The organism is Bradyrhizobium sp. UFLA03-84, from assembly GCF_002289535.1.
GTDB lineage: Bacteria > Pseudomonadota > Alphaproteobacteria > Rhizobiales > Xanthobacteraceae > Bradyrhizobium > Bradyrhizobium viridifuturi.
On record NZ_NSJY01000019.1, the window covers coordinates 53,419 to 70,735 of the forward strand.

16 protein-coding genes are annotated in these 17,317 nt (G+C 65.4%); 1 reads left to right on the plus strand and 15 read right to left on the minus strand.

Annotated elements, in window-relative coordinates; genetic code table 11:
* Positions 1 to 164: 164 nt before the first annotated feature.
* The 6 genes from CK489_RS37960 to CK489_RS37990 form a co-directional block, all read right to left on the minus strand.
* On the minus strand, positions 165 to 743 hold the full coding sequence (locus tag CK489_RS37960; RefSeq protein ID WP_050629969.1) for a hypothetical protein: 579 nt from the start codon (positions 741 to 743) through the stop codon (positions 165 to 167).
* A gap of 187 nt (positions 744 to 930) precedes the next feature.
* Positions 931 to 1,917: an acrylyl-CoA reductase (NADPH) gene (gene acuI, locus CK489_RS37965; protein ID WP_095736062.1), complete on the minus strand. Its 987-nt coding sequence runs from the start codon at positions 1,915 to 1,917 to the stop codon at positions 931 to 933.
* 46 nt (positions 1,918 to 1,963) lie between these two features.
* Entirely contained in the window at positions 1,964 to 3,208 is a 1,245-nt protein-coding gene (locus CK489_RS37970) for an MFS transporter (protein ID WP_050629971.1), read from the minus strand.
* A gap of 191 nt (positions 3,209 to 3,399) precedes the next feature.
* Positions 3,400 to 4,881, minus strand: coding sequence for a cell wall hydrolase (locus CK489_RS37975; protein ID WP_095735919.1), 1,482 nt, complete (start codon positions 4,879 to 4,881; stop codon positions 3,400 to 3,402).
* A gap of 550 nt (positions 4,882 to 5,431) precedes the next feature.
* A complete protein-coding gene (gene ppdK, locus CK489_RS37985) occupies positions 5,432 to 8,350 on the minus strand; it encodes a pyruvate, phosphate dikinase (protein WP_095735921.1) in 2,919 nt (972 codons plus the stop codon).
* A 91-nt stretch (positions 8,351 to 8,441) separates the two neighbouring features.
* Positions 8,442 to 8,597: a DUF3096 domain-containing protein gene (locus CK489_RS37990; RefSeq protein WP_021080009.1), complete on the minus strand. Its 156-nt coding sequence runs from the start codon at positions 8,595 to 8,597 to the stop codon at positions 8,442 to 8,444.
* 234 nt (positions 8,598 to 8,831) lie between these two features.
* On the opposite strand from CK489_RS37990, the gene CK489_RS37995 reads away from it, so the two are divergent.
* The gene (locus tag CK489_RS37995) at positions 8,832 to 9,191 is read left to right on the plus strand and encodes a DUF1236 domain-containing protein (protein WP_095735922.1); all 360 of its coding nucleotides are present in this window, start codon (positions 8,832 to 8,834) and stop codon (positions 9,189 to 9,191) included.
* A 228-nt stretch (positions 9,192 to 9,419) separates the two neighbouring features.
* Here the strand turns inward: CK489_RS37995 and CK489_RS38000 are convergent, their stop codons facing one another.
* The 9 genes from CK489_RS38000 to CK489_RS38040 all read right to left on the minus strand — a co-directional run bounded on the left by CK489_RS38000 (position 9,420) and on the right by CK489_RS38040 (position 17,278).
* Positions 9,420 to 10,520 (minus strand): hypothetical protein, encoded by a 1,101-nt coding sequence (locus CK489_RS38000; protein ID WP_095735923.1) that lies wholly within the window; start codon positions 10,518 to 10,520, stop codon positions 9,420 to 9,422.
* A 124-nt stretch (positions 10,521 to 10,644) separates the two neighbouring features.
* Positions 10,645 to 11,016, minus strand: a complete 372-nt coding sequence (locus CK489_RS38005) for a GFA family protein (protein ID WP_095735924.1) — start codon at positions 11,014 to 11,016, stop codon at positions 10,645 to 10,647.
* 2 nt (positions 11,017 to 11,018) lie between these two features.
* Positions 11,019 to 11,612: a class I SAM-dependent methyltransferase gene (locus CK489_RS38010; protein ID WP_095735925.1), complete on the minus strand. Its 594-nt coding sequence runs from the start codon at positions 11,610 to 11,612 to the stop codon at positions 11,019 to 11,021.
* Positions 11,613 to 11,615: 3 nt separating this feature from the next.
* Positions 11,616 to 13,712 carry a glycine--tRNA ligase subunit beta gene (glyS, locus tag CK489_RS38015; protein ID WP_095735926.1) on the minus strand — a complete coding sequence of 699 codons (2,097 nt, stop codon included), beginning with the start codon at positions 13,710 to 13,712 and terminating at the stop codon, positions 11,616 to 11,618.
* Positions 13,712 to 14,647, minus strand: coding sequence for a glycine--tRNA ligase subunit alpha (locus tag CK489_RS38020; protein WP_095735927.1), 936 nt, complete (start codon positions 14,645 to 14,647; stop codon positions 13,712 to 13,714). Before CK489_RS38020 ends, glyS begins: the two co-directional genes overlap by 1 nt.
* Before the next feature lie 117 nt (positions 14,648 to 14,764).
* On the minus strand, positions 14,765 to 14,956 hold the full coding sequence (locus tag CK489_RS38025; protein ID WP_095736063.1) for a hypothetical protein: 192 nt from the start codon (positions 14,954 to 14,956) through the stop codon (positions 14,765 to 14,767).
* A gap of 114 nt (positions 14,957 to 15,070) precedes the next feature.
* Positions 15,071 to 15,994: a S49 family peptidase gene (locus CK489_RS38030; protein ID WP_095735928.1), complete on the minus strand. Its 924-nt coding sequence runs from the start codon at positions 15,992 to 15,994 to the stop codon at positions 15,071 to 15,073.
* Positions 15,995 to 16,236: 242 nt separating this feature from the next.
* Positions 16,237 to 17,058, minus strand: coding sequence for a tRNA1(Val) (adenine(37)-N6)-methyltransferase (locus tag CK489_RS38035; RefSeq protein WP_245350708.1), 822 nt, complete (start codon positions 17,056 to 17,058; stop codon positions 16,237 to 16,239).
* Positions 17,051 to 17,278 (minus strand): putative signal transducing protein, encoded by a 228-nt coding sequence (locus CK489_RS38040; protein ID WP_095735930.1) that lies wholly within the window; start codon positions 17,276 to 17,278, stop codon positions 17,051 to 17,053. Before CK489_RS38040 ends, CK489_RS38035 begins: the two co-directional genes overlap by 8 nt.
* Positions 17,279 to 17,317 lie beyond the last annotated feature (39 nt).

A 17,317-nucleotide genomic window follows, 5' to 3' on the forward strand; every position in this document is an offset into this window, starting at 1 on the left:
TAGCTATCAAGGCGTGGCGACCGCCATCCGTATGACTACGGCTCGGAGCGTATTCCCGCTAGCGCGCAGATCAGAGGTCGGCGCGTTTTCGAGCGAAGCGGATAGCGGTTGGCGTGAAGAAAATGCGTCAAAACAAGAATCTAGAGCCTCGGAAGGGATAGGCTCTAGTCGGTGGAGCGGCGCAATTCCGGCGCGCTCTCGGCCTTGGCGGGTTCGGCCTTGACCGGCTCGAGCTTGGCGCTTCCGACTTGCGGCGTCTCAACGCGCGACACTTCGGTTGGCGTGGCATCGGCGGATCGGGTGCGCGGGTGCAGCGTGCGCGGACGCGCCGCCGCACGCGCCATCAGCATCTGCTGGCCGCCCTGGTGATGGAAATCGCAATAGGCGAAGCCCATGCCGGAGACCGAGCCGCGGAACGAGCGGTCGTCCTGCTTGTCGAGATTGAAGCACGGTTCGAACGGAATGCCCTTCAGGGAGGCGCAAACGCTCTGGCCGCGGATTTGCAGCGTATTGCCGGGCAGCCGCACGTGGCGGATCGGGCCGGAGCCGGAGAACTGGATCGAGCCTGTCGCGCCGAGATCGTCGAGGATACGGCCGGCGCCGCGGGTGCCATCGAAACAGGTGAACGCGAACACCTTGCCGGCGACGAATCTGCGGGCCTCATCGGCATTCATGCTGCCTGCGAATGCCGGCACGACCATCGCTCCGGCCGTGACGGCCCCCAACACCAAACGCGCAAGCATGAGCTACTCCACTTACGAGCGCGGGCACCCGCTCCTTGTTGAGCATGACCCCCGCTACCGACGCTTCTCGGCGTCTGCGCGAGGATACCCGGCCCCCCGGGATCATGCTGCAAGCCTCTTTACCCGCTGCTTACCATACCAACAGTGGCAACATTGGAGCAGCTTCGTTGGTAAAGTCTGAACGTCCTCAGACTATTTTTACCACGATCCGTCCGCGGACCTGGCCGCCGAGGATTTTCGCACCGTAACCCATGACCTCGTCCAAGGCGATTTCATGAGTGATATCAGCAAGTTTCGCCTTGTCCAGATCGCGGGCCAAGCGCTGCCAGGCGGTCCTCCGGAGCTCGATCGGGCACATCACGGAATCGATGCCGAGAAGGCACACACCCCGCAAAATGAAGGGCGCGACCGACGACGGCAGGTCCATTCCGGCCGCCAGGCCGCACGCCGCGATGGCGCCGCCGTATTTAGTCATCGAAAGCAGGTTGGCGAGCGTGGTCGATCCGACGCTGTCGACGCCGCCTGCCCAGCGCTCCTTCGCGAGCGGCTTCGGGGCACCTGACAGTTCGACGCGGTCGATCACCTCGGCGGCGCCGAGCCCCTTGAGATAGTCGGCCTCCGACATCCGCCCCGTCGAGGCGATGACGTGGTAGCCGAGCTTGGACAGCACGGCGATCGCGACCGAGCCGACGCCGCCGGCCGCACCCGTCACCACGATCGGACCGCTCTTCGGGGTCAGGCCGTGCTTCTCCAGCGCCAGCACCGACAGCATCGCGGTATAGCCGGCCGTGCCGACCGCCATCGCATCGCGCGCCGAGATGCCGTCAGGCAGCCGGACCAGCCAGTCGCCCTTGACGCGGGCCTTCTCGGCATAGGCGCCGAGATGGGTCTCGCCCATGCCCCAGCCGTTGCAGACGACCTTGTCGCCCGCCTTCCAGTCGGGATGGCTGGATTGCTCGACCGTGCCGGCGAAATCGATGCCGGCGATCATCGGAAAGCGGCGCACCACCGGCGCCTTGCCGGTCAGCGCGAGGCCGTCCTTGTAGTTCAGCGTCGACCATTCGACGCGGACGGTGACGTCGCCGTCCATCAATTCCGCGTCGTCGAATTGGGTCAGTGCGGCGGTGGTACCCTTGTCCGCCTTGTCGATCCTGATTGCCTTGAACGTTGCCACGATGAGCACTCCCCGTAATTCTGGTCTCGGGGGAGTGTTTAACCCATCAGGCGGGCTGCGCAACCGGGCGGGCGACAGGCGCCTCGACGATCGGCAGGTTGATCAGCGCCGACAGCACGCCGAACAGCACCGACAGCCACCAGATCGGGGTGTAGGAACCGTATTGCTCGAACACGACGCCGCCGAGCCAGACCCCGAGGAAGCCGCCGACCTGATGGCTGACGAAGGCGAAGCCGTAGAGGGTGGAGAACCAGCGCGTGCCGAACATCAGCGCGACCAGCGCCGAGGTCGGCGGCACGCTCGACAGCCACAGCAGCCCTGAGACCGCGCCGAATGCAATCGCCGAGAATGGCGTGACCGGGAACGAGATGAAGGCAACCGTCGCCAGCGCGCGCGAGAAGTAGATCACCGAGAGCAGATAGCGCTTCGGAAAGAAGTTCTGCAGCCAGCCGACGCTGAGCGAGCCGACAATGTTGAACAGGCCGATCGCCGCGACCACCCAGCCGCCTGTCGTCGCCGGAATGCCGCGATCGGCAAGGTAGGCCGGCAGATGGATGGTGATGAAGGCGAGCTGGAAGCCGCAGGTGAAGAAGCCGAGCACCAGCAGGACGTAGGAGCGATGGCCGAAGGCCTCCGCCAGCGCCGTCTTGAACGATTGCTGATCGGCGGGCGCCGCATCATTCGTCTCCGCGGGCGGCGTCGCCAGCGCGAGCGAGAGCGGCAGAATCAACAGCATCAGCGCGCTGAACACGACGAGCGCGGTCTGCCAGCCGAAATTGTCGATCAGGGCGACGCCGAACGGCGCAAACAGGAACTGGCCGAACGAGCCGGCGGCGGTGCCGGCGCCGAGCGCGAGGCCGCGCTTTTCCGGCGGCAACAGCTTGCTGAACGCTGCCAGCACCAGATTGAACGACGAGCCCGACAGGCCGAAACCGATCAGCACGCCGGCGCTGATGTCGAGCGACAATGAGGTGGTCGAGTAACGCATCAGGAGCAGGCCGGCGGCGTACAGCAGGGCGCCGACGATCATGACGCGCAGCAGCCCGAAGCGGTCGGCAATGGCCCCTGCGATCGGCTGGCCGAGCCCCCACAGCAGGTTCTGCAATGCGATGGCAAGGCCGAACACGTCGCGGCCCCAGGCGAATTCGCGGCCCATCGGCTGCACGAAGAAGCCGAGACTGGAGCGCGGGCCGAAGCTCAGCAATGCGATCGCGCAGCCGCAGACGATGATGACGAGCGGCGTGCGCCAGCTGCCCGATGTCGGTCGAAGATCCCCTGTCGTGACGGCCATGTCGTCTTCCCCCGCATCTGCCGCGCGGGGAACCGGCCCCGCCGAACGTTACGGGGAGTTAATGCACATGCATGAAAACCCCAAGAGGCGGCGGAGAAAAATATTCGCCTGCAAGGCAGCTCTGCAGAATCCGAGAGGATGACGAGCGTCATTCCGAGGCACATCGCACCCGGAACGGGAGACCGACCGCGCTACCGCTTGGCGCTGGCCTGCTCGGCCGAGCTCTGGGCGGCCTCGGCGAGCTGCGCCGAGATCTTGGCGGTCTCAGCCGCACTGCCCCAGCTCGGCGCATCGCTGCCGTCGCCCCAGGCGCGCGGACGATAGAAGGTGTGGACGCCGAACTTGTACATCTTCTTCATTTCGCTGACCCAGGACGGCCGCACCCAATAGGCGTGGTAGTGGGTCGAACGATCGACTTCCGGCAGCCACAATTTGCCGTCGAGCATCGCCTTCGCGATCTTTTTCGCGCGGTCCCACATGTCGGGCTCGCGGACGACATCGGGGATGTTGTCGCAGGCGAAGGTGAACTGGCAGGCGTAGTGCCGGTTCTTGTTCTGGTAGACCACGCCGCATACCGTCTCCGGATATTTGCCGGAGAAGGCGCGGTTCAGCACCACCTGGGCGACCGCGATCTGGCCGCGCACCGCCTCGCCGCGCGCCTCGAAATAGACCGCCTCGGCGAGGCACTTCTCCGACTTGGCGCGCGACTTATCGTCGAACAGGCCGAGCCGCTCCGCCGGCGTCTTGCTGTGCTGGTCGTCGGCATTGACCTCGCCCTTCGGCGCGATGCTCTCGCCCATCTCGCCGGCCTTGACCGGGCCGTCGGCATCGACCGGCAGCGAGGCCATCACCTTCATGTCGGGATCGGGCTGCGCCGCGGGCGCCACCACGACCGGCGCCTCGCCGGGCTGCCAGCTCTCGAGATTCTCGGGCGTGCCGAGCGACGAGCCGAAGAACAGGCTGGCGGTCTTGAATGCGAACGGGTCACGCTCGTGCGTTGCATCGACGGGCGGCGCGGCAGCAGGCTTCGCGGGCGCGGGCTTGAGGTCGTCGAGCGGATTGGCCTCGAGCGACATCGACACGTCGTATTGCTGCGGCGACGGTTTTGCATATTGCGGCAGCGGCGGCGCGCGCAGCGCCTCCTGCAATTCGGGATCGAGCGGGGTGTTATCCGCCGGCGCGGTCGCCGTCTTCATGCCCCTGACCGACGAATTCGACGTCGCAGGATCCTCGCTCGCCGGCGCCGTGTTGGCGGGCTGTGCGGGATCGGCCTGGTCAGGCCGCCTGACGACAAGCCGATCGCCCTTCAGGGTGCGATCGACCTTGGGAAAATCGGATGCCGCATAGCGCGGCGGCGGCGTGGTGATCGGATTGCGTGTCACGGCGCCGGTGATGTCGCCGCTCGAGCTGTCCAGCCTTGCGAGCAGGATTTGCGGATCCTGCGGCGCGGAGGTTCCGATCGGACGACCGAAGCTATAGGTCGCGACCTGGATCGAGCCGACCGCGGATGCGAACACGCGCTTCTGCCAGCGCTCGGCGACGCCGGGCTGCCGGGCCAGGAGCGAAGCAATATCCTGATATCCGAGCTCGGTCGGCATCAAGGCGAAGATGCTGAGACCGAGACCGAAGAGCGCGAGACGTGCGCCCTTCGGCTGGTTACGCGACACAAACATCGTACGCTCACGCAACGCTTACTGAGTGCAATCGAACGCGGTACATCCGCGCAATTCGACCTTTCCCGTTGCTAATCTGTTTAGGTTGCCGCGGAGTTAATCAGCGTTGCCCGCGCGCTACACTCAAGCGATCGCGCACATGTCGCGCGCCGCATCGCGCGCGTTGGTAAATGCGCTGCGCATGAAAGTCGTAAACATCTGGTCAATGGGAATGGTGAACGAGTCGTTACCCGTCCCTAGCCCGTCATTGCGAGGAGCGGCAGCGACGACTTGTCCGCCGAAGCCTTGGCGAAGGCGGAAGCAATCCACTGGTCTGCATATGGCACTCGCTGTCATCACCCGCGAAAGCGGGTGATCCAGTATTCCAGAGGCAGCAGTGCTTGAGCCGAGAGGCCGCGGGGTACTGGATCGCCCGGACGAGCCGAGCGATGACAACGGAGAGTGGACGCACTTCCTGATGCAATGACGATGACTGCCGATCGCGCTCGGCAAACAAAAAAATGGCCGGGACTCGGTCCCGGCCATTGCAACCTCTGAACTGCTCGATCGCTCACGCCTGGCTGGCGATCTCCTTGCCGAGCGCGGCCTGCGCGGCGGCGAGGCGCGCGATCGGCACGCGATAGGGCGAGCACGAGACGTAGTCGAGCCCGACCTCGTGGCAGAACGCGACCGAGGCGGGATCGCCGCCGTGCTCGCCGCAGATCCCGACCTTGAGGCTCGGCCGGGTCTTGCGGCCGCGCGTGACGCCGATCTTGACCAGCTCGCCGACGCCGTCGCGATCGACCGAGATGAACGGGTCGATCTCTAGAATGCCCTTGGCGACATAGGTGCCGAGGAAGCTCGCGGCGTCGTCGCGGCTGATGCCGTAGGTGGTCTGCGTCAGATCGTTGGTGCCGAACGAGAAGAACTCCGCGGTCTCCGCCACCTCGCCGGCCATCAGGCAGGCGCGCGGCAGCTCGATCATGGTGCCGACCTGGTAGGTCAGCTTGACGCCGGTTTCCTTCATCACCGCATTGGCGGTGGCATCGATCCGCGCCTTGACCAGGTCGAACTCGGCCTTGGTCGCGATCAGCGGCACCATCACCTCGAGGCCGACCGGCTTGCCGGTGCGCTTGCCGGCTTCGACGGCGGCCTCGAAGATCGCGCGCGCCTGCATCTCGGCGATCTCCGGATAGGCGATCGCGAGACGGCAGCCGCGGAATCCGAGCATCGGGTTGAACTCGGACAGTTCGCGGGCGCGGTCGGCCAGCTTGCGCGGATCGGTGTTCATGGCACGCGCCACTTCCTCGATCTCGGCCTGGGTGTGCGGCAGGAACTCGTGCAGCGGCGGATCGAGCAAGCGGATCGTGACGGGCAGGCCCTTCATGATCTCGAACAGCTCGACGAAGTCGGCGCGCTGCATCGGCAGCAGCTTCGACAGCGCGGCGCGGCGCGACTGCTCGTCCTCGGAGAGAATCATCTCGCGCACGGTGCGGATGCGGGTCTCCTCGAAGAACATGTGCTCGGTGCGGCAGAGGCCGATGCCCTCGGCGCCGAACTTCACCGCGGTGCGCGCATCATCGGGCGTATCGCCGTTGACGCGGACGCCGAGCTTGCGGACCTCGTCGGCCCAGCCCATCAGCGTGCCGAACTCGCCGGACAGCTCCGGCTCGATCATCGGCATGCGACCGGCCAGCACCTGTCCGACCGAGCCGTCGATGGTGATGACGTCGCCGGTCTTGAAGGTGCGCGAACCGACGCTCATGGTGCCGCGGCCGTAATCGACGCGGATGGTGCCGCAGCCGGAGACGCAGGGTTTGCCCATGCCGCGCGCGACCACCGCCGCGTGCGAGGTCATGCCGCCGCGGGTGGTGAGAATGCCTTCGGCGGCGTGCATGCCGTGGATGTCTTCCGGGCTGGTCTCGATGCGAACCAGGATCACCTTGCGGCCGTCGGCCTGCAGCTTGGCGGCCTCATCCGACGAGAACACGATCTCGCCCGAGGCAGCACCAGGCGATGCCGGCAGGCCGGTCGCGATCACGTCGCGTTTGGCGGCGGGATCGATGGTCGGGTGCAGCAGCTGGTCCAGCGACGCCGGATCGATCCGCGTCACCGCGTCCTTGCGCGAGATCAGGCCTTCATTGGCGAGCTCGACCGCGATGCGCAGCGCCGCCTTCGCGGTGCGCTTGCCGCCGCGGGTCTGCAGCATCCACAGCTTGCCCTGCTCGACCGTGAACTCCATGTCCTGCATGTCGCGGTAGTGCTTCTCGAGCAGCGTGTAGATCCGCGTCAGTTCCTTGAACGCGGCCGGCATCGCGGCTTCCATCGACAGCTTGTCGGAGCCGCTCTCCTGGCGCGCTTCCTCGGTGATGTCCTGCGGCGTGCGGATGCCGGCGACGACGTCCTCGCCCTGCGCGTTGATCAGGAACTCGCCGTACAGCTTGCTCTCGCCGGTCGAGGGGTTGCGGGTGAACGCAACGCCGGTCGCCGAGGTCTCGCCCATGTTGCCGAACACCATCGCCTGCACGTTGACGGCGGTGCCCCAGGATTCCGGGATGTCGTGCAGCTTGCGGTAGGTCACCGCGCGCGCGTTCATCCAGGATGAGAACACCGCGCCGATCGCGCCCCACAGCTGGTCGTGCGGATCCTGCGGGAAGTCGTGGCCGGTCTCCTTGGCGACCGCCTCCTTGTACTTGCCGACCAGCTCGACCCAGTCGTCGCCGGTGAGGTCGGTGTCGAGCGAATAGCCCTGGCCGTCCTTGAAGGTGTCGAGGATGTCCTCGAAGTGATGATGCTCGAAGCCGAGCACCACGTCCGAATACATCGTGATGAAGCGGCGATAGCTGTCATAGGCGAAGCGGCGGTCGCCGGAGAGCTCGGCAAGCGCTTCGACCGTGCGGTCGTTGAGACCGAGATTGAGCACGGTGTCCATCATGCCCGGCATCGAGGCGCGCGCGCCCGAACGCACCGAGACCAGCAGCGGGTTCTTGGCGTCGCCGAAGGTCTTGCCGGTCAGCTTGCCGACATAGTCGAGCGCCTTCTCAACCTGTGCTTTCAATTCCTTCGGATACGTCTTGTCGTGATCGTAGAAGTAGGTGCAGACCGAGGTCGGAATGGTGAAGCCGGGAGGCACCGGGAGGCCGAGATTGGCCATCTCCGCGAGGTTGGCGCCCTTGCCGCCGAGCAGATCGCGCAGGGTCGCCTGGCCCTCGGCCTTGCCGTCGCCAAACGTATAGACCCACTTGCCGGCCTTGATCGCCGGCGGAGCCACCTTCTTCGCCACGGCCTTCGGCGCCTTGCCGGCGGGCTTTGCGGCTGTTTTGGCAACCGGCTTGGCCGCGGTTTTCGGCGCCGCCTTCGGGGCGCTCTTCTTCAATGCCTTGCGCGCCGGAGCGGCCTTGCGGGCTGCGGCGGAGGGCTTTGATTTCGCTGCAGTTTTCACGACAGTTTTCACAGCAGGTTTCTTGGACTTCGCGACGGCTTTGGCCATGTCAGACAACAATCCGGAAGGAGGGGTCGAAGATGCGCGCCTTACACCACTTTGGGGGGTTCCGCGCAAGCCGCGAAACCCCGCTTTCCCGCTACAGGTGCAGCCAGCGCAGCAGGCCCATTCCCACGAGACCGACGAAGATCAGGTAGATCGCGACGATGTAGTTGAGGAGCCGCGGCATGATCAGGATCAGGACGCCTGCAGCCAGGGCCACGATGGCAGGCAGATGCCCAGCGGTGATGGTCATTGAAGTTTTCTCCGGCGGTTTTTGGAGGAGCGAATCGAGCGGCAGTTTATCCGCTGAGGGGGTTCCCACATCAAGACGCCTGCACCGCCTGAGAGTTCCCGCAACTCACGAAAATTGCTCCAAATTGCCGCGTTTGTGGCGGCGGTTTTTCCGGAACATCACCACGTCAGATGCATTGGCTCGCCGTGCGCATCGGCGAAAGCTGGCGCGCATCGAAAAAGAATGGAGCGAGCCATGCGAAACAGAATACTTGCCGTTGCAGCCGTTGCTGCTGCGATCACGGTGCCGGCTGTTGCCGCACAGGCCCAGACCGTTGGCGTTGTCCGCGGTGGCCCGCCGGTTGCAGTCGAGGATGACGAAGGCATTGCAGTCGAGCAGCGCCCGGCATTCCGCGAATACATCGTGCGCGAGCGCGTGCCGAACTACACCGTTCCCGATCGCGTCGTGGTCGGCACCGTGCTGCCCGACGCCGGCGTGACCTATTACGACGTGCCGCAACGGTTCGGCGCGACGCCCTATCGTTACACCGTCGTGAATGGCGAGACCGTCCTGGTCGAGCCGCGTTCGCGACGGATCGTTCAGGTGGTCGAATAGCGTAACGTCAGCGATAGCCTGAACGAACAGTCCGGGCGCCGCGCAAGCGGATCTGCGCGCAGATCGACCGGACCAGAAAGCCCCGCCCGGCCTCCCCACCGGGCGGGGCTTTTCTGTCTTGTTCGAGATCATCGTGAGTTGAATCAGTCCCGCGTCAAACTTGCTGCACCTCTCCCGCTTGCGGGGGAGGGAGCCCGACACCTTTTCGGTTCATCAAGCTCCAGCGATCTACGATTTAAGGATCGAGAGCAGCGTCGAGGTCGACTTGTAACTCTTGATCGCGGTGTCCTGGAAATCCTGCGTCCAGTTGGCGGCCTGGCGTTCCTCCGCGCTCATCGAGGAATACTGCTTGAGGATGCCGAGTGAGAACTGGCGTGGATCGCCGGCGGACTGGCTCTGCTTCAACGCATCGAGCACGGCAAGGCGCGTCCGCGTGTTGAGCTCCTGCTTGGCCGCGAAGATCTCCTCGCCGGAGAACTTCTTGTCCTGGTTCAATGAGATCGCCGACAGCGAGCGATTGTCGAGCGACGAGAGGTCGGCGAGCTGTCCGGTCTTGCGCCCGGAATCATAGACCAATTCCTTGCCGTTCTTCGCGGCGTCGCTCTTCTGCCGATCGAGGAAGGCGCGCACGTCGCTCGCCACGCTGGAGAAGTCGCGCGTGTTGCCCGTCGTAGGCGACGTGGTCCCGGCCAGCGCGGCGGCGATCGGATCGCCCGTGATCCCGCTTGGCGCTGTGTTCGGGTCCTGCTGGGTCGCCTGAACACCCTTCAACACCGCGGCGCGCTGGTTGGCCCAGGTCGCGGTCGCTTTCTCCTCGTCGCTGGCGCCATCGAGCCAGTCAAGCGCCGCCTTGTAGCTGACGCTGTAGTCGCCGGTCAGCCGCGTGGTCGCAAGCGACGGCGCCAGGGCCTTGTCGAAGCGCTGCTTCAGTTCGGTGGCGGCAACCGCCTGCTCGTCCGGCGTGAACTTGCCGCCATTGTTGGTCGAGATCGCAAACAGCGAGCGGCGGTCCAGGGTCGAGAGATCGATCGTGGTCTTGCCGTCGACGATCGGCTTCTTCACGCCGGCGACCGTGTAGAGCCGGTCGAGAGTGACGCGCGCGTCATTGGTCACGGTCGCGAAATCCGGCAGCGGTGCCTTGGCGAGTTGCGCGCGGGCGGCGTCCGACAGCGTGAGGTTGGTTGCAGCGCCCGGGGTCGAGGACGCCGGCAGGTCGCCGGCGGTGCCGTCGCCCGACAAGGTCGCGGCCAGCGAGGGCGTCGCTGCGGCCCGAGCATAGGCCGAACCATATTGGGCGTAGGGATTGGGCGAGGTGCCGATCGAGGTCATCGGGGAGGTCCCTGCATTGGCGCGAGGGGGGATTTCTTAAGAAATCGTTGATCCGGCGCGACCTTCGCAGGGCGTGGTTAACAAATTGCAAATTGTGTCTGAATATTTCTCGACCGATGGTCCGTCAGATATCCGCCACCCAGCCGTGGCGGCGCTGCTTGTAGACCGCGACGGAAGGCGCCGGAAAATCCGGGTCCGCGAACGCTCCGACCGCGATCGCGATGAGATGGGGCATCCGCGCCGGCTCCCAATACACCGACGATCCGCAATTCGGACAGAAATGGAACAGGACGGAGGAGCCGCTGTCGCCAGGCCTGGTGTATTGCCGTGCCTCGCCCTGCGGCTCGACGTCGGCACGACCGAAGAAGGCGGCGATGCCGTAGGTGCTGCCGGTTCGCTTCTGACAGTCCAGGCAATGGCAGAGCGCCACCGTGGCCGGTTCGCCATGACAGGTCACGCGAAGCTGTCCGCAGGCGCATGTCGCAAGCCGCGTCATCGTCACCTCCTCTTGCTGGCGACCAGACGGTGAATGACCTTGCCGGAGGACGCGCTGACGACTTCCGCGTCGAGCAGCAATTCAGCCGCCGCCAATTCGGTCCGCACCAGCGCCGCATCGAAGGCGGCATAGAGCCGGCCGTGCGCATCGCGCGTATCGTCACCTTTGGTCACGCGCCAGCTCAGGTAGAAAATACCGCCGGGCTTCACGACGTCGAACATGCGCCGGACGGACGGCGCGATCAGTGCGTGATCGAGATGCATGATCACGGTCTCGCACAGCACATTGTCGAAGCCGTCGGCGGCTATTCCGGATAGCGCGGGCAATTCGGCGTGCGTAAAGCGCAGCGCCGGATAGCGGGCGCGCGCTTCCGCAAGCAGGCCCTCGGAGGCATCGAAGCCTTCCGCCGGAAAGCCATTGGCGTTGAGCCATGCCACCTCGCGGCCGCTGCCGCAGCCGATATCGGCGGTCGCGCCGCCCTTGATGAAGAATTGCCCGACGATCTCCTGCAGATCGAGTGGCGCCGGCTGGTCGTGCCAGTCCTGCGCAAACGCCGCCGCCTCCTTGTCGTAGGCGGCGAGCGTTGCGCGGTCCATCGGTCAGCCTTCGATCCTGGAGAAATCCGCCACCGCACGCGTCGCGGCGCGGATCTCGTTGAGCAGCTTCAGGCGGTTTTCGCGCACCTTCGGATCGTCGTCGTTGACCTTGACCTTGTCGAAGAACGCATCGACCGCCGGACGGAGCTTGGCCATCGCGCTCATCGCGGCGGCGAAGTCTTCCTTGGCAACCGCAGCGGAGGCCTCGGCCTTCACCTGGTCGATCGCCGCAGCCAGCGCCTTCTCTTCGTCGAGCTTGTAGAGCGCGGCGTCGGGCGCACCATCGAAGGTCCGCTTGTCCTTCTTCTCCTCGATGCTGAGGATGTTGCTGGCACGCTTGGTGCCCGCGAGCAGGTTCTTGCCGTCGTCGCTGTCGAGGAACTTGCCGAGCGCCTCGACTCGGCGAACCACGAGCAGGAGATCGTCCTGACCGCCGAGCGAGAACACCGCATCGACGAGATCGTGACGCGCGCCCTGATCGCGGAGCTGGACCTTGAGGCGGTCGGCGAAGAAGGCGAGCAGATCGTTCGGCAACGCGTCGGCATCGGCCTTGACCGACAGTCCACGCAATGCCGATTTGGCCGTCGTCAGGATCGGCAGACGCAGAGCGTTTTCGACGATCAGCCTGATCGCACCCAGCGCCGCACGGCGCAGCGCATACGGGTCCTTCGATCCGGTCGGCTTCTCGTCGATCGCCCAGAACCCGGCGAGCGTATCCAGCTTGTCCGCCAGCGCCACCGCGACGCTGACCGGATCGGTCGGCACACGATCGGTCGGCCCCTGCGGCTTCCAGTGCTCCTCGCTCGCGGCTGCAACCGAGGCATCCTCGCCCTGCGCTAGCGCGTAATACTTGCCCATCAGGCCCTGCAACTCGGGGAATTCGCCGACCACTTCGGTCAGCAAGTCCGCCTTCGCGAGCCGCGCGGCGCGCTTGGTCTTCTCGACGTCGGCGCCGACCAGCGGCGCGATCTCGGCAGCGAGCTGCTCGATCCGCCTGATGCGTGCGGCTTGCGTGCCGAGCTTCTCGTGGAACACGATCTGCTCGAACTTCGGCAGCCGGTCCTCCAGCCTGGTCTTGAGATCGGTCTCGTAGAAGAACTTCGCGTCGCTCAGCCGCGGCCGGATCACGCGCTCATTGCCGGCGACGATGGTCTTGCCGCTGTCGGGCGCCTCGATGTTGGCGGTCAGCACGAACTTGTTGGTCAGTTTCCCCGTCTTGGGATCCTTGACCACGAAGCACTTCTGGTTGTTGCGGATGGTGGCGCGGATCACTTCGTCCGGAATCGACAGGAACTGCTCCTCGAACGATCCCATCATCACCACGGGCCATTCAACCAGGCCGGAGACCTCGTCGAGCAGCACCTGGTCCTCGACCAGTTCGAGGCCCTGCGCGAAGGCCAGCTGCCTGGCATCGGTCAGGATCGTATCCTTGCGGCGCTCGGAATCGAGCACGACCTTGGCGTCGAGCAGCTTGGCCTCGTAGTCCTCGAAACGGCGCACCGGGATCGCGCCGGGCGCCATGAAGCGATGGCCATAGGTGGTCTGCCCGGCCTCGATGCCGTCGACCGAGAATTTCACGACATCAGGCTCCTCGGTCTCCAGACCGAAGGTCGCGGTGATGGCGTGCAGCGGGCGCACCCAGGCGAGCGAGCCCGATTTGGCCGAACGCGCGCCCCAGCGCATCGATTTCGGCCAGGGGAAAGTGCGGATGATGACGGGGAGGATTTCAGCGATGACGTCGATCGCAGCGCGGCCCGGCTTTTCGATCAGCGCGATGTAGAAGTCGCCCTTCGCATCCTTCTGAATCTTTGCTTCATCCAGCGACTTGAGACCGGTCGCCTTCAGAAAGCCCTGCACCGCCGCGTCAGGGGCGCCGATCTTCGGACCGCGACGTTCGGTCTTCAAATCGGGCTGGCGCGCGGGGATGCCGTGCACGGTGAGCGCGAGGCGACGCGGGGTCGCGAACGCCTTGGCGCCCTCATAGACGAGGCCTTCGGCGACCAGTTTGTCGGTCACCATGCGGCGCAGATCGTCCGCCGCCTTGGCCTGCATGCGCGCGGGAATTTCTTCGGAGAACAGTTCGAGGAGAAGATCGGGCATCAGACCGCCCTGCCCGTTTCAGTGTGGATCCATGCCTCGCCGCAGGCCTTCGCCAGGTCGCGCACGCGACCGATATAGCTCTGCCGCTCGGTCACCGAGATGACGCCGCGGGCGTCGAGCAGATTGAAGACGTGGCTCGCCTTGATGCACTGGTCGTAGGCCGGCAAGGCCATCAGATGTTCCTTCGCATTGCCACCCTCGCGCCAGCCGGCGGCGAGGTATTTGCGGCACGCCTCTTCCGCCATCCTGAACTGCTCGAACAGCATCGCGGTGTCGGCGTACTCGAAATTGTGCCGTGAATATTCCTGCTCGGCCTGCAGGAAGACGTCGCCATAGGTCACCTTCTCGGCGCCCTCGCGGCCGTTGAAGTTGAGGTCGTAGACGCGGTCGACGCCCTGCACATACATCGCAAGCCGCTCGAGCCCGTAAGTGAGCTCGCCCGCGACCGGCGCGCATTCGACGCCGGCGACCTGCTGGAAGTAGGTGAACTGCGAGACTTCCATGCCGTCGCACCAGCATTCCCAGCCGAGTCCCCAGGCGCCCAGCGTCGGGCTCTCCCAATCGTCCTCGACGAAGCGGATGTCGTGGACCGCCGCATCGATGCCGATCGCGGCCAGCGACTTCAGGTACAACTCCTGAAGGTTCGGCGGCGACGGCTTCATGATCACCTGGAACTGGTAGTAGTGCTGCAACCGGTTGGGATTTTCGCCGTAGCGGCCGTCCTTGGGCCGCCGCGAGGGCTGCACATAGGCCGCGTTCCACGGCTTTGGGCCCAGCGCACGCAAGGTGGTCGCGGGATGGAAGGTACCGGCGCCCATTTCCATGTCGTAGGGCTGCAGGATGACGCAACCCTGCTCGGCCCAGAACCGCTGGAGGGCCAGGATGAAGCCCTGGAACGAACGTTCCGGGCGCATGTGGTCAGGCAGGGCGTCCATCGTTGGAATCGATCTCGCGAGGGGTGTGAAAACGCGCGGGACCGTATCGGCGGCGGCCAATGGAATCAAGGCGATGCCGGAAAATCCGGCACCGCCGATTTGCGGAGTTTGAAGCTGCTAGCCCGGGCGATACGCCCCGGTCACGGGGTCGCGGCGCAGGGTCTTGATTTCGCCCGCACGCGAGGCCTCGGCCACGCGGGACAATCGCGCTTCTTCCAGTTCCTGGTTGATCCGGACGGCCGTCTTGTAAGCCCAGCGGACCACGGCCAGGCCACCCAGGACGCCTGCGAATGCAATCAGCGGCGGCATCGGTCGATCCTTGTCGTTCACGTCTGTCAGGCCCCCAATAACCCATTCTCGCGCAAGCCGGCCTGCGCCGCAATCGCGGTTTTGGGGCTAAATGGCGCGCTCAAATCCGCGTGTTCAGAGCCCGAATCTGGCCCAAATCGCCCGTGTTTCCACCGCCGAGATCAGATCGTCCGGCAGGCCAGCGATCCCGTCCAGCGCCGCCATCGAGCCGGCCCCGGGCGCCCGCCGGCCGAGCAGGCCGGACAGCATGCCGCTGGCGGGCGCGATCACCGGGGTCAGCACCTTCTCGCCATAGCGGGCCCGCAAGGTGGCGCGCAGATCGCCGATGCCGTCGGCAAGCCCGAGGCCGACAGCGGTCTCGCCCGCCCAGTACTCGCCGGTGAACAGCTCGTCCTCGGGCCCCTTCAGGCGGCTGCCGCGACTCTGCTTCACCAGCGCAATGAAGATCGCGTGGATCTCGCGCTGGATCGACTTCAGCCGGGCGACGTCGTCGGGGTTTTCGGGGAGGAACGGATCGAGCATCGCCTTGTGCGCGCCCGCCGTGTAGAGCCGCCGCTCGACCCCGATCTTCTTGATCAGTCCCTCCAAGCCGAAGCTGCCGCCGACCACACCGATCGAGCCCAGGATCGAGGACGGGTCGCAATAGATCTCATCGCCCGCGCAGGCGATCATGTAGCCGCCGGACGCCGCGACGTCCTCGACGAACACCAAGACCGGCAGCTTCTTCTCGGCCGCCAGCTGCCGGATACGCAGATAGATCTGGCGCGACTGCACCGGCGAGCCGCCCGGTGAATTGATCACCAGCGCCACCGCCTTGGCATTCCGAGTGCCAAAGGCGCGCTCCAGCATCTTGGCAACGCCGGCGAGCGTCATGCCGGGCCGCAGCGGCGTCACCGCGCCGATCACGCCCGACAACCGCACCACCGGCACGACCGCTGTGCCGCGCCGGAAACGTGCCGGCAACATTCCCTGCACGCGTTCGAGCAGTCCCGAACGTCCTCCAGAATGGCCTTGGCGATCACTTATTTGTTCACTCATGCCGTTACCTCGAATTAACCACTTTTTATCACGCCACTGTCATTGGATTCCGTGGAACGCGTTTTGCATTTTGTCATTGGGGTTGCAATTCGCGGCGGAGAGGGACTCATGAAGATCTATCTGCTGATTGTGTTGATCGGAACGCTCCTGACGGCGATCCGCTTCACATCAAGGCCGGAACGCCAGTCGGAAACGGCTTCGCAGTGATTTTGTGCCAGTGACGCGGGCAGCTCGCCTGCCCGTCAGCGCCGCGCCAGCGGCAATTCTCCCTTTCCAGCCAGGATCTTCTGCACCCATTTATTGGGCACACCTGACTCTTCATTGAGCAACAGCGCGGCATGGAGCCGCGTCGGCGCCCGGCCACCCTTGGTGGCCCGCACCAGGATTCGGATCGCCGGCAAGGTCCCGTCACCATGAACCGGCAGCAGTTCGAGGCTGCCGAAGCCGCGGTCCAGCGCGGCCAATACGTCGGCAATCCCGTCGGCCCGCCAGATCATCGTCAGCTGCCCGTTCGACTTGAGAATCCGCCGCGCCGCGTGAACCCAGGCGGCAAGTGTTGTCGCGGTCGCGACATGAGCACGCTGGCGCACGCCGTCCGGCGAGGCGCGGTGCCGCGAGGGATCGTTGAACGGCGGGTTCATCAGCACGACATCGGCGCTGTCGGGTGCGAGCCCGGCCTGATCGAAGGCTGCGGCGCCGGCCTCGACATCGAGCACGATCACGTCGGCCACGATCGCGTTGGCGCCGGCATTATTCCGGGCGAGCTCGGCCATTGCCGGGTCGATCTCGACCAGGACCAGGTCGATCCCCTTCACCCGCCGCGCCACCGCAAGCCCGGCGGCGCCGACGCCAGCGCCGAGATCGACGACGCGGTCACCTGACCGGGCCGGCGTCGCCGCGGCCAGCAGGATTGCGTCATGGCCGGCACGGTGGCCGCCGCGGGGCTGCCGCAGCCGCAATTGCCCACCGAGGAATCCGTCTTCGGTGATCTCGGCGGCCTCCTTCCTTGACGCGTTTTCTTCACGCGAACCGGGGTCCACTTCGCTTGAAAACGCTCTAATCATCGGCCCGCAATTCGTGGCCGAGGCCGGCATCGGTCAGGAGCTGGCGGGCCTCGTGGTTGTCGTCCTCGTGCACCAGGATCCGCCGCGGCAGCACGCCGAGCGAACCCTCGATGATGCTCATGTTCTGGTCCAGCACCAGATGGTGGATGTTAGCGCTGTCGAGCAGCGCGCCGACGGCGGAGACCAGCACCATGTCATTGGTCCGTACCAATTCCCGCAAAATACGCTCTCCTGTTGCCCCGGCAGTGCAGCGAATGCG

Excerpts from the sequence above, each read along its gene's own strand:
- CK489_RS37995 (WP_095735922.1), top strand. The coding sequence starts at position 8,832 with ATGCGAAACAGAATACTTGCCGTTGCAGCCGTTGCTGCTGCGATCACG.
- CK489_RS38035 (WP_245350708.1), bottom strand. The coding sequence starts at position 17,058 with ATGATTAGAGCGTTTTCAAGCGAAGTGGACCCCGGTTCGCGTGAAGAA.
- CK489_RS38005 (WP_095735924.1), bottom strand. The coding sequence starts at position 11,016 with ATGACGCGGCTTGCGACATGCGCCTGCGGACAGCTTCGCGTGACCTGT.
- CK489_RS37970 (WP_050629971.1), bottom strand. The coding sequence starts at position 3,208 with ATGGCCGTCACGACAGGGGATCTTCGACCGACATCGGGCAGCTGGCGC.
- CK489_RS37960 (WP_050629969.1), bottom strand. The coding sequence starts at position 743 with ATGCTTGCGCGTTTGGTGTTGGGGGCCGTCACGGCCGGAGCGATGGTC.
- glyS (WP_095735926.1), bottom strand. The coding sequence starts at position 13,712 with ATGCCCGATCTTCTCCTCGAACTGTTCTCCGAAGAAATTCCCGCGCGC.
- CK489_RS37990 (WP_021080009.1), bottom strand. The coding sequence starts at position 8,597 with ATGACCATCACCGCTGGGCATCTGCCTGCCATCGTGGCCCTGGCTGCA.
- ppdK (WP_095735921.1), bottom strand. The coding sequence starts at position 8,350 with ATGGCCAAAGCCGTCGCGAAGTCCAAGAAACCTGCTGTGAAAACTGTC.
- CK489_RS38020 (WP_095735927.1), bottom strand. The coding sequence starts at position 14,647 with ATGGACGCCCTGCCTGACCACATGCGCCCGGAACGTTCGTTCCAGGGC.
- CK489_RS38010 (WP_095735925.1), bottom strand. The coding sequence starts at position 11,612 with ATGGACCGCGCAACGCTCGCCGCCTACGACAAGGAGGCGGCGGCGTTT.
- CK489_RS38030 (WP_095735928.1), bottom strand. The coding sequence starts at position 15,994 with ATGAGTGAACAAATAAGTGATCGCCAAGGCCATTCTGGAGGACGTTCG.
- CK489_RS37975 (WP_095735919.1), bottom strand. The coding sequence starts at position 4,881 with ATGTTTGTGTCGCGTAACCAGCCGAAGGGCGCACGTCTCGCGCTCTTC.
- CK489_RS38025 (WP_095736063.1), bottom strand. The coding sequence starts at position 14,956 with ATGCCGCCGCTGATTGCATTCGCAGGCGTCCTGGGTGGCCTGGCCGTG.
- CK489_RS38000 (WP_095735923.1), bottom strand. The coding sequence starts at position 10,520 with ATGACCTCGATCGGCACCTCGCCCAATCCCTACGCCCAATATGGTTCG.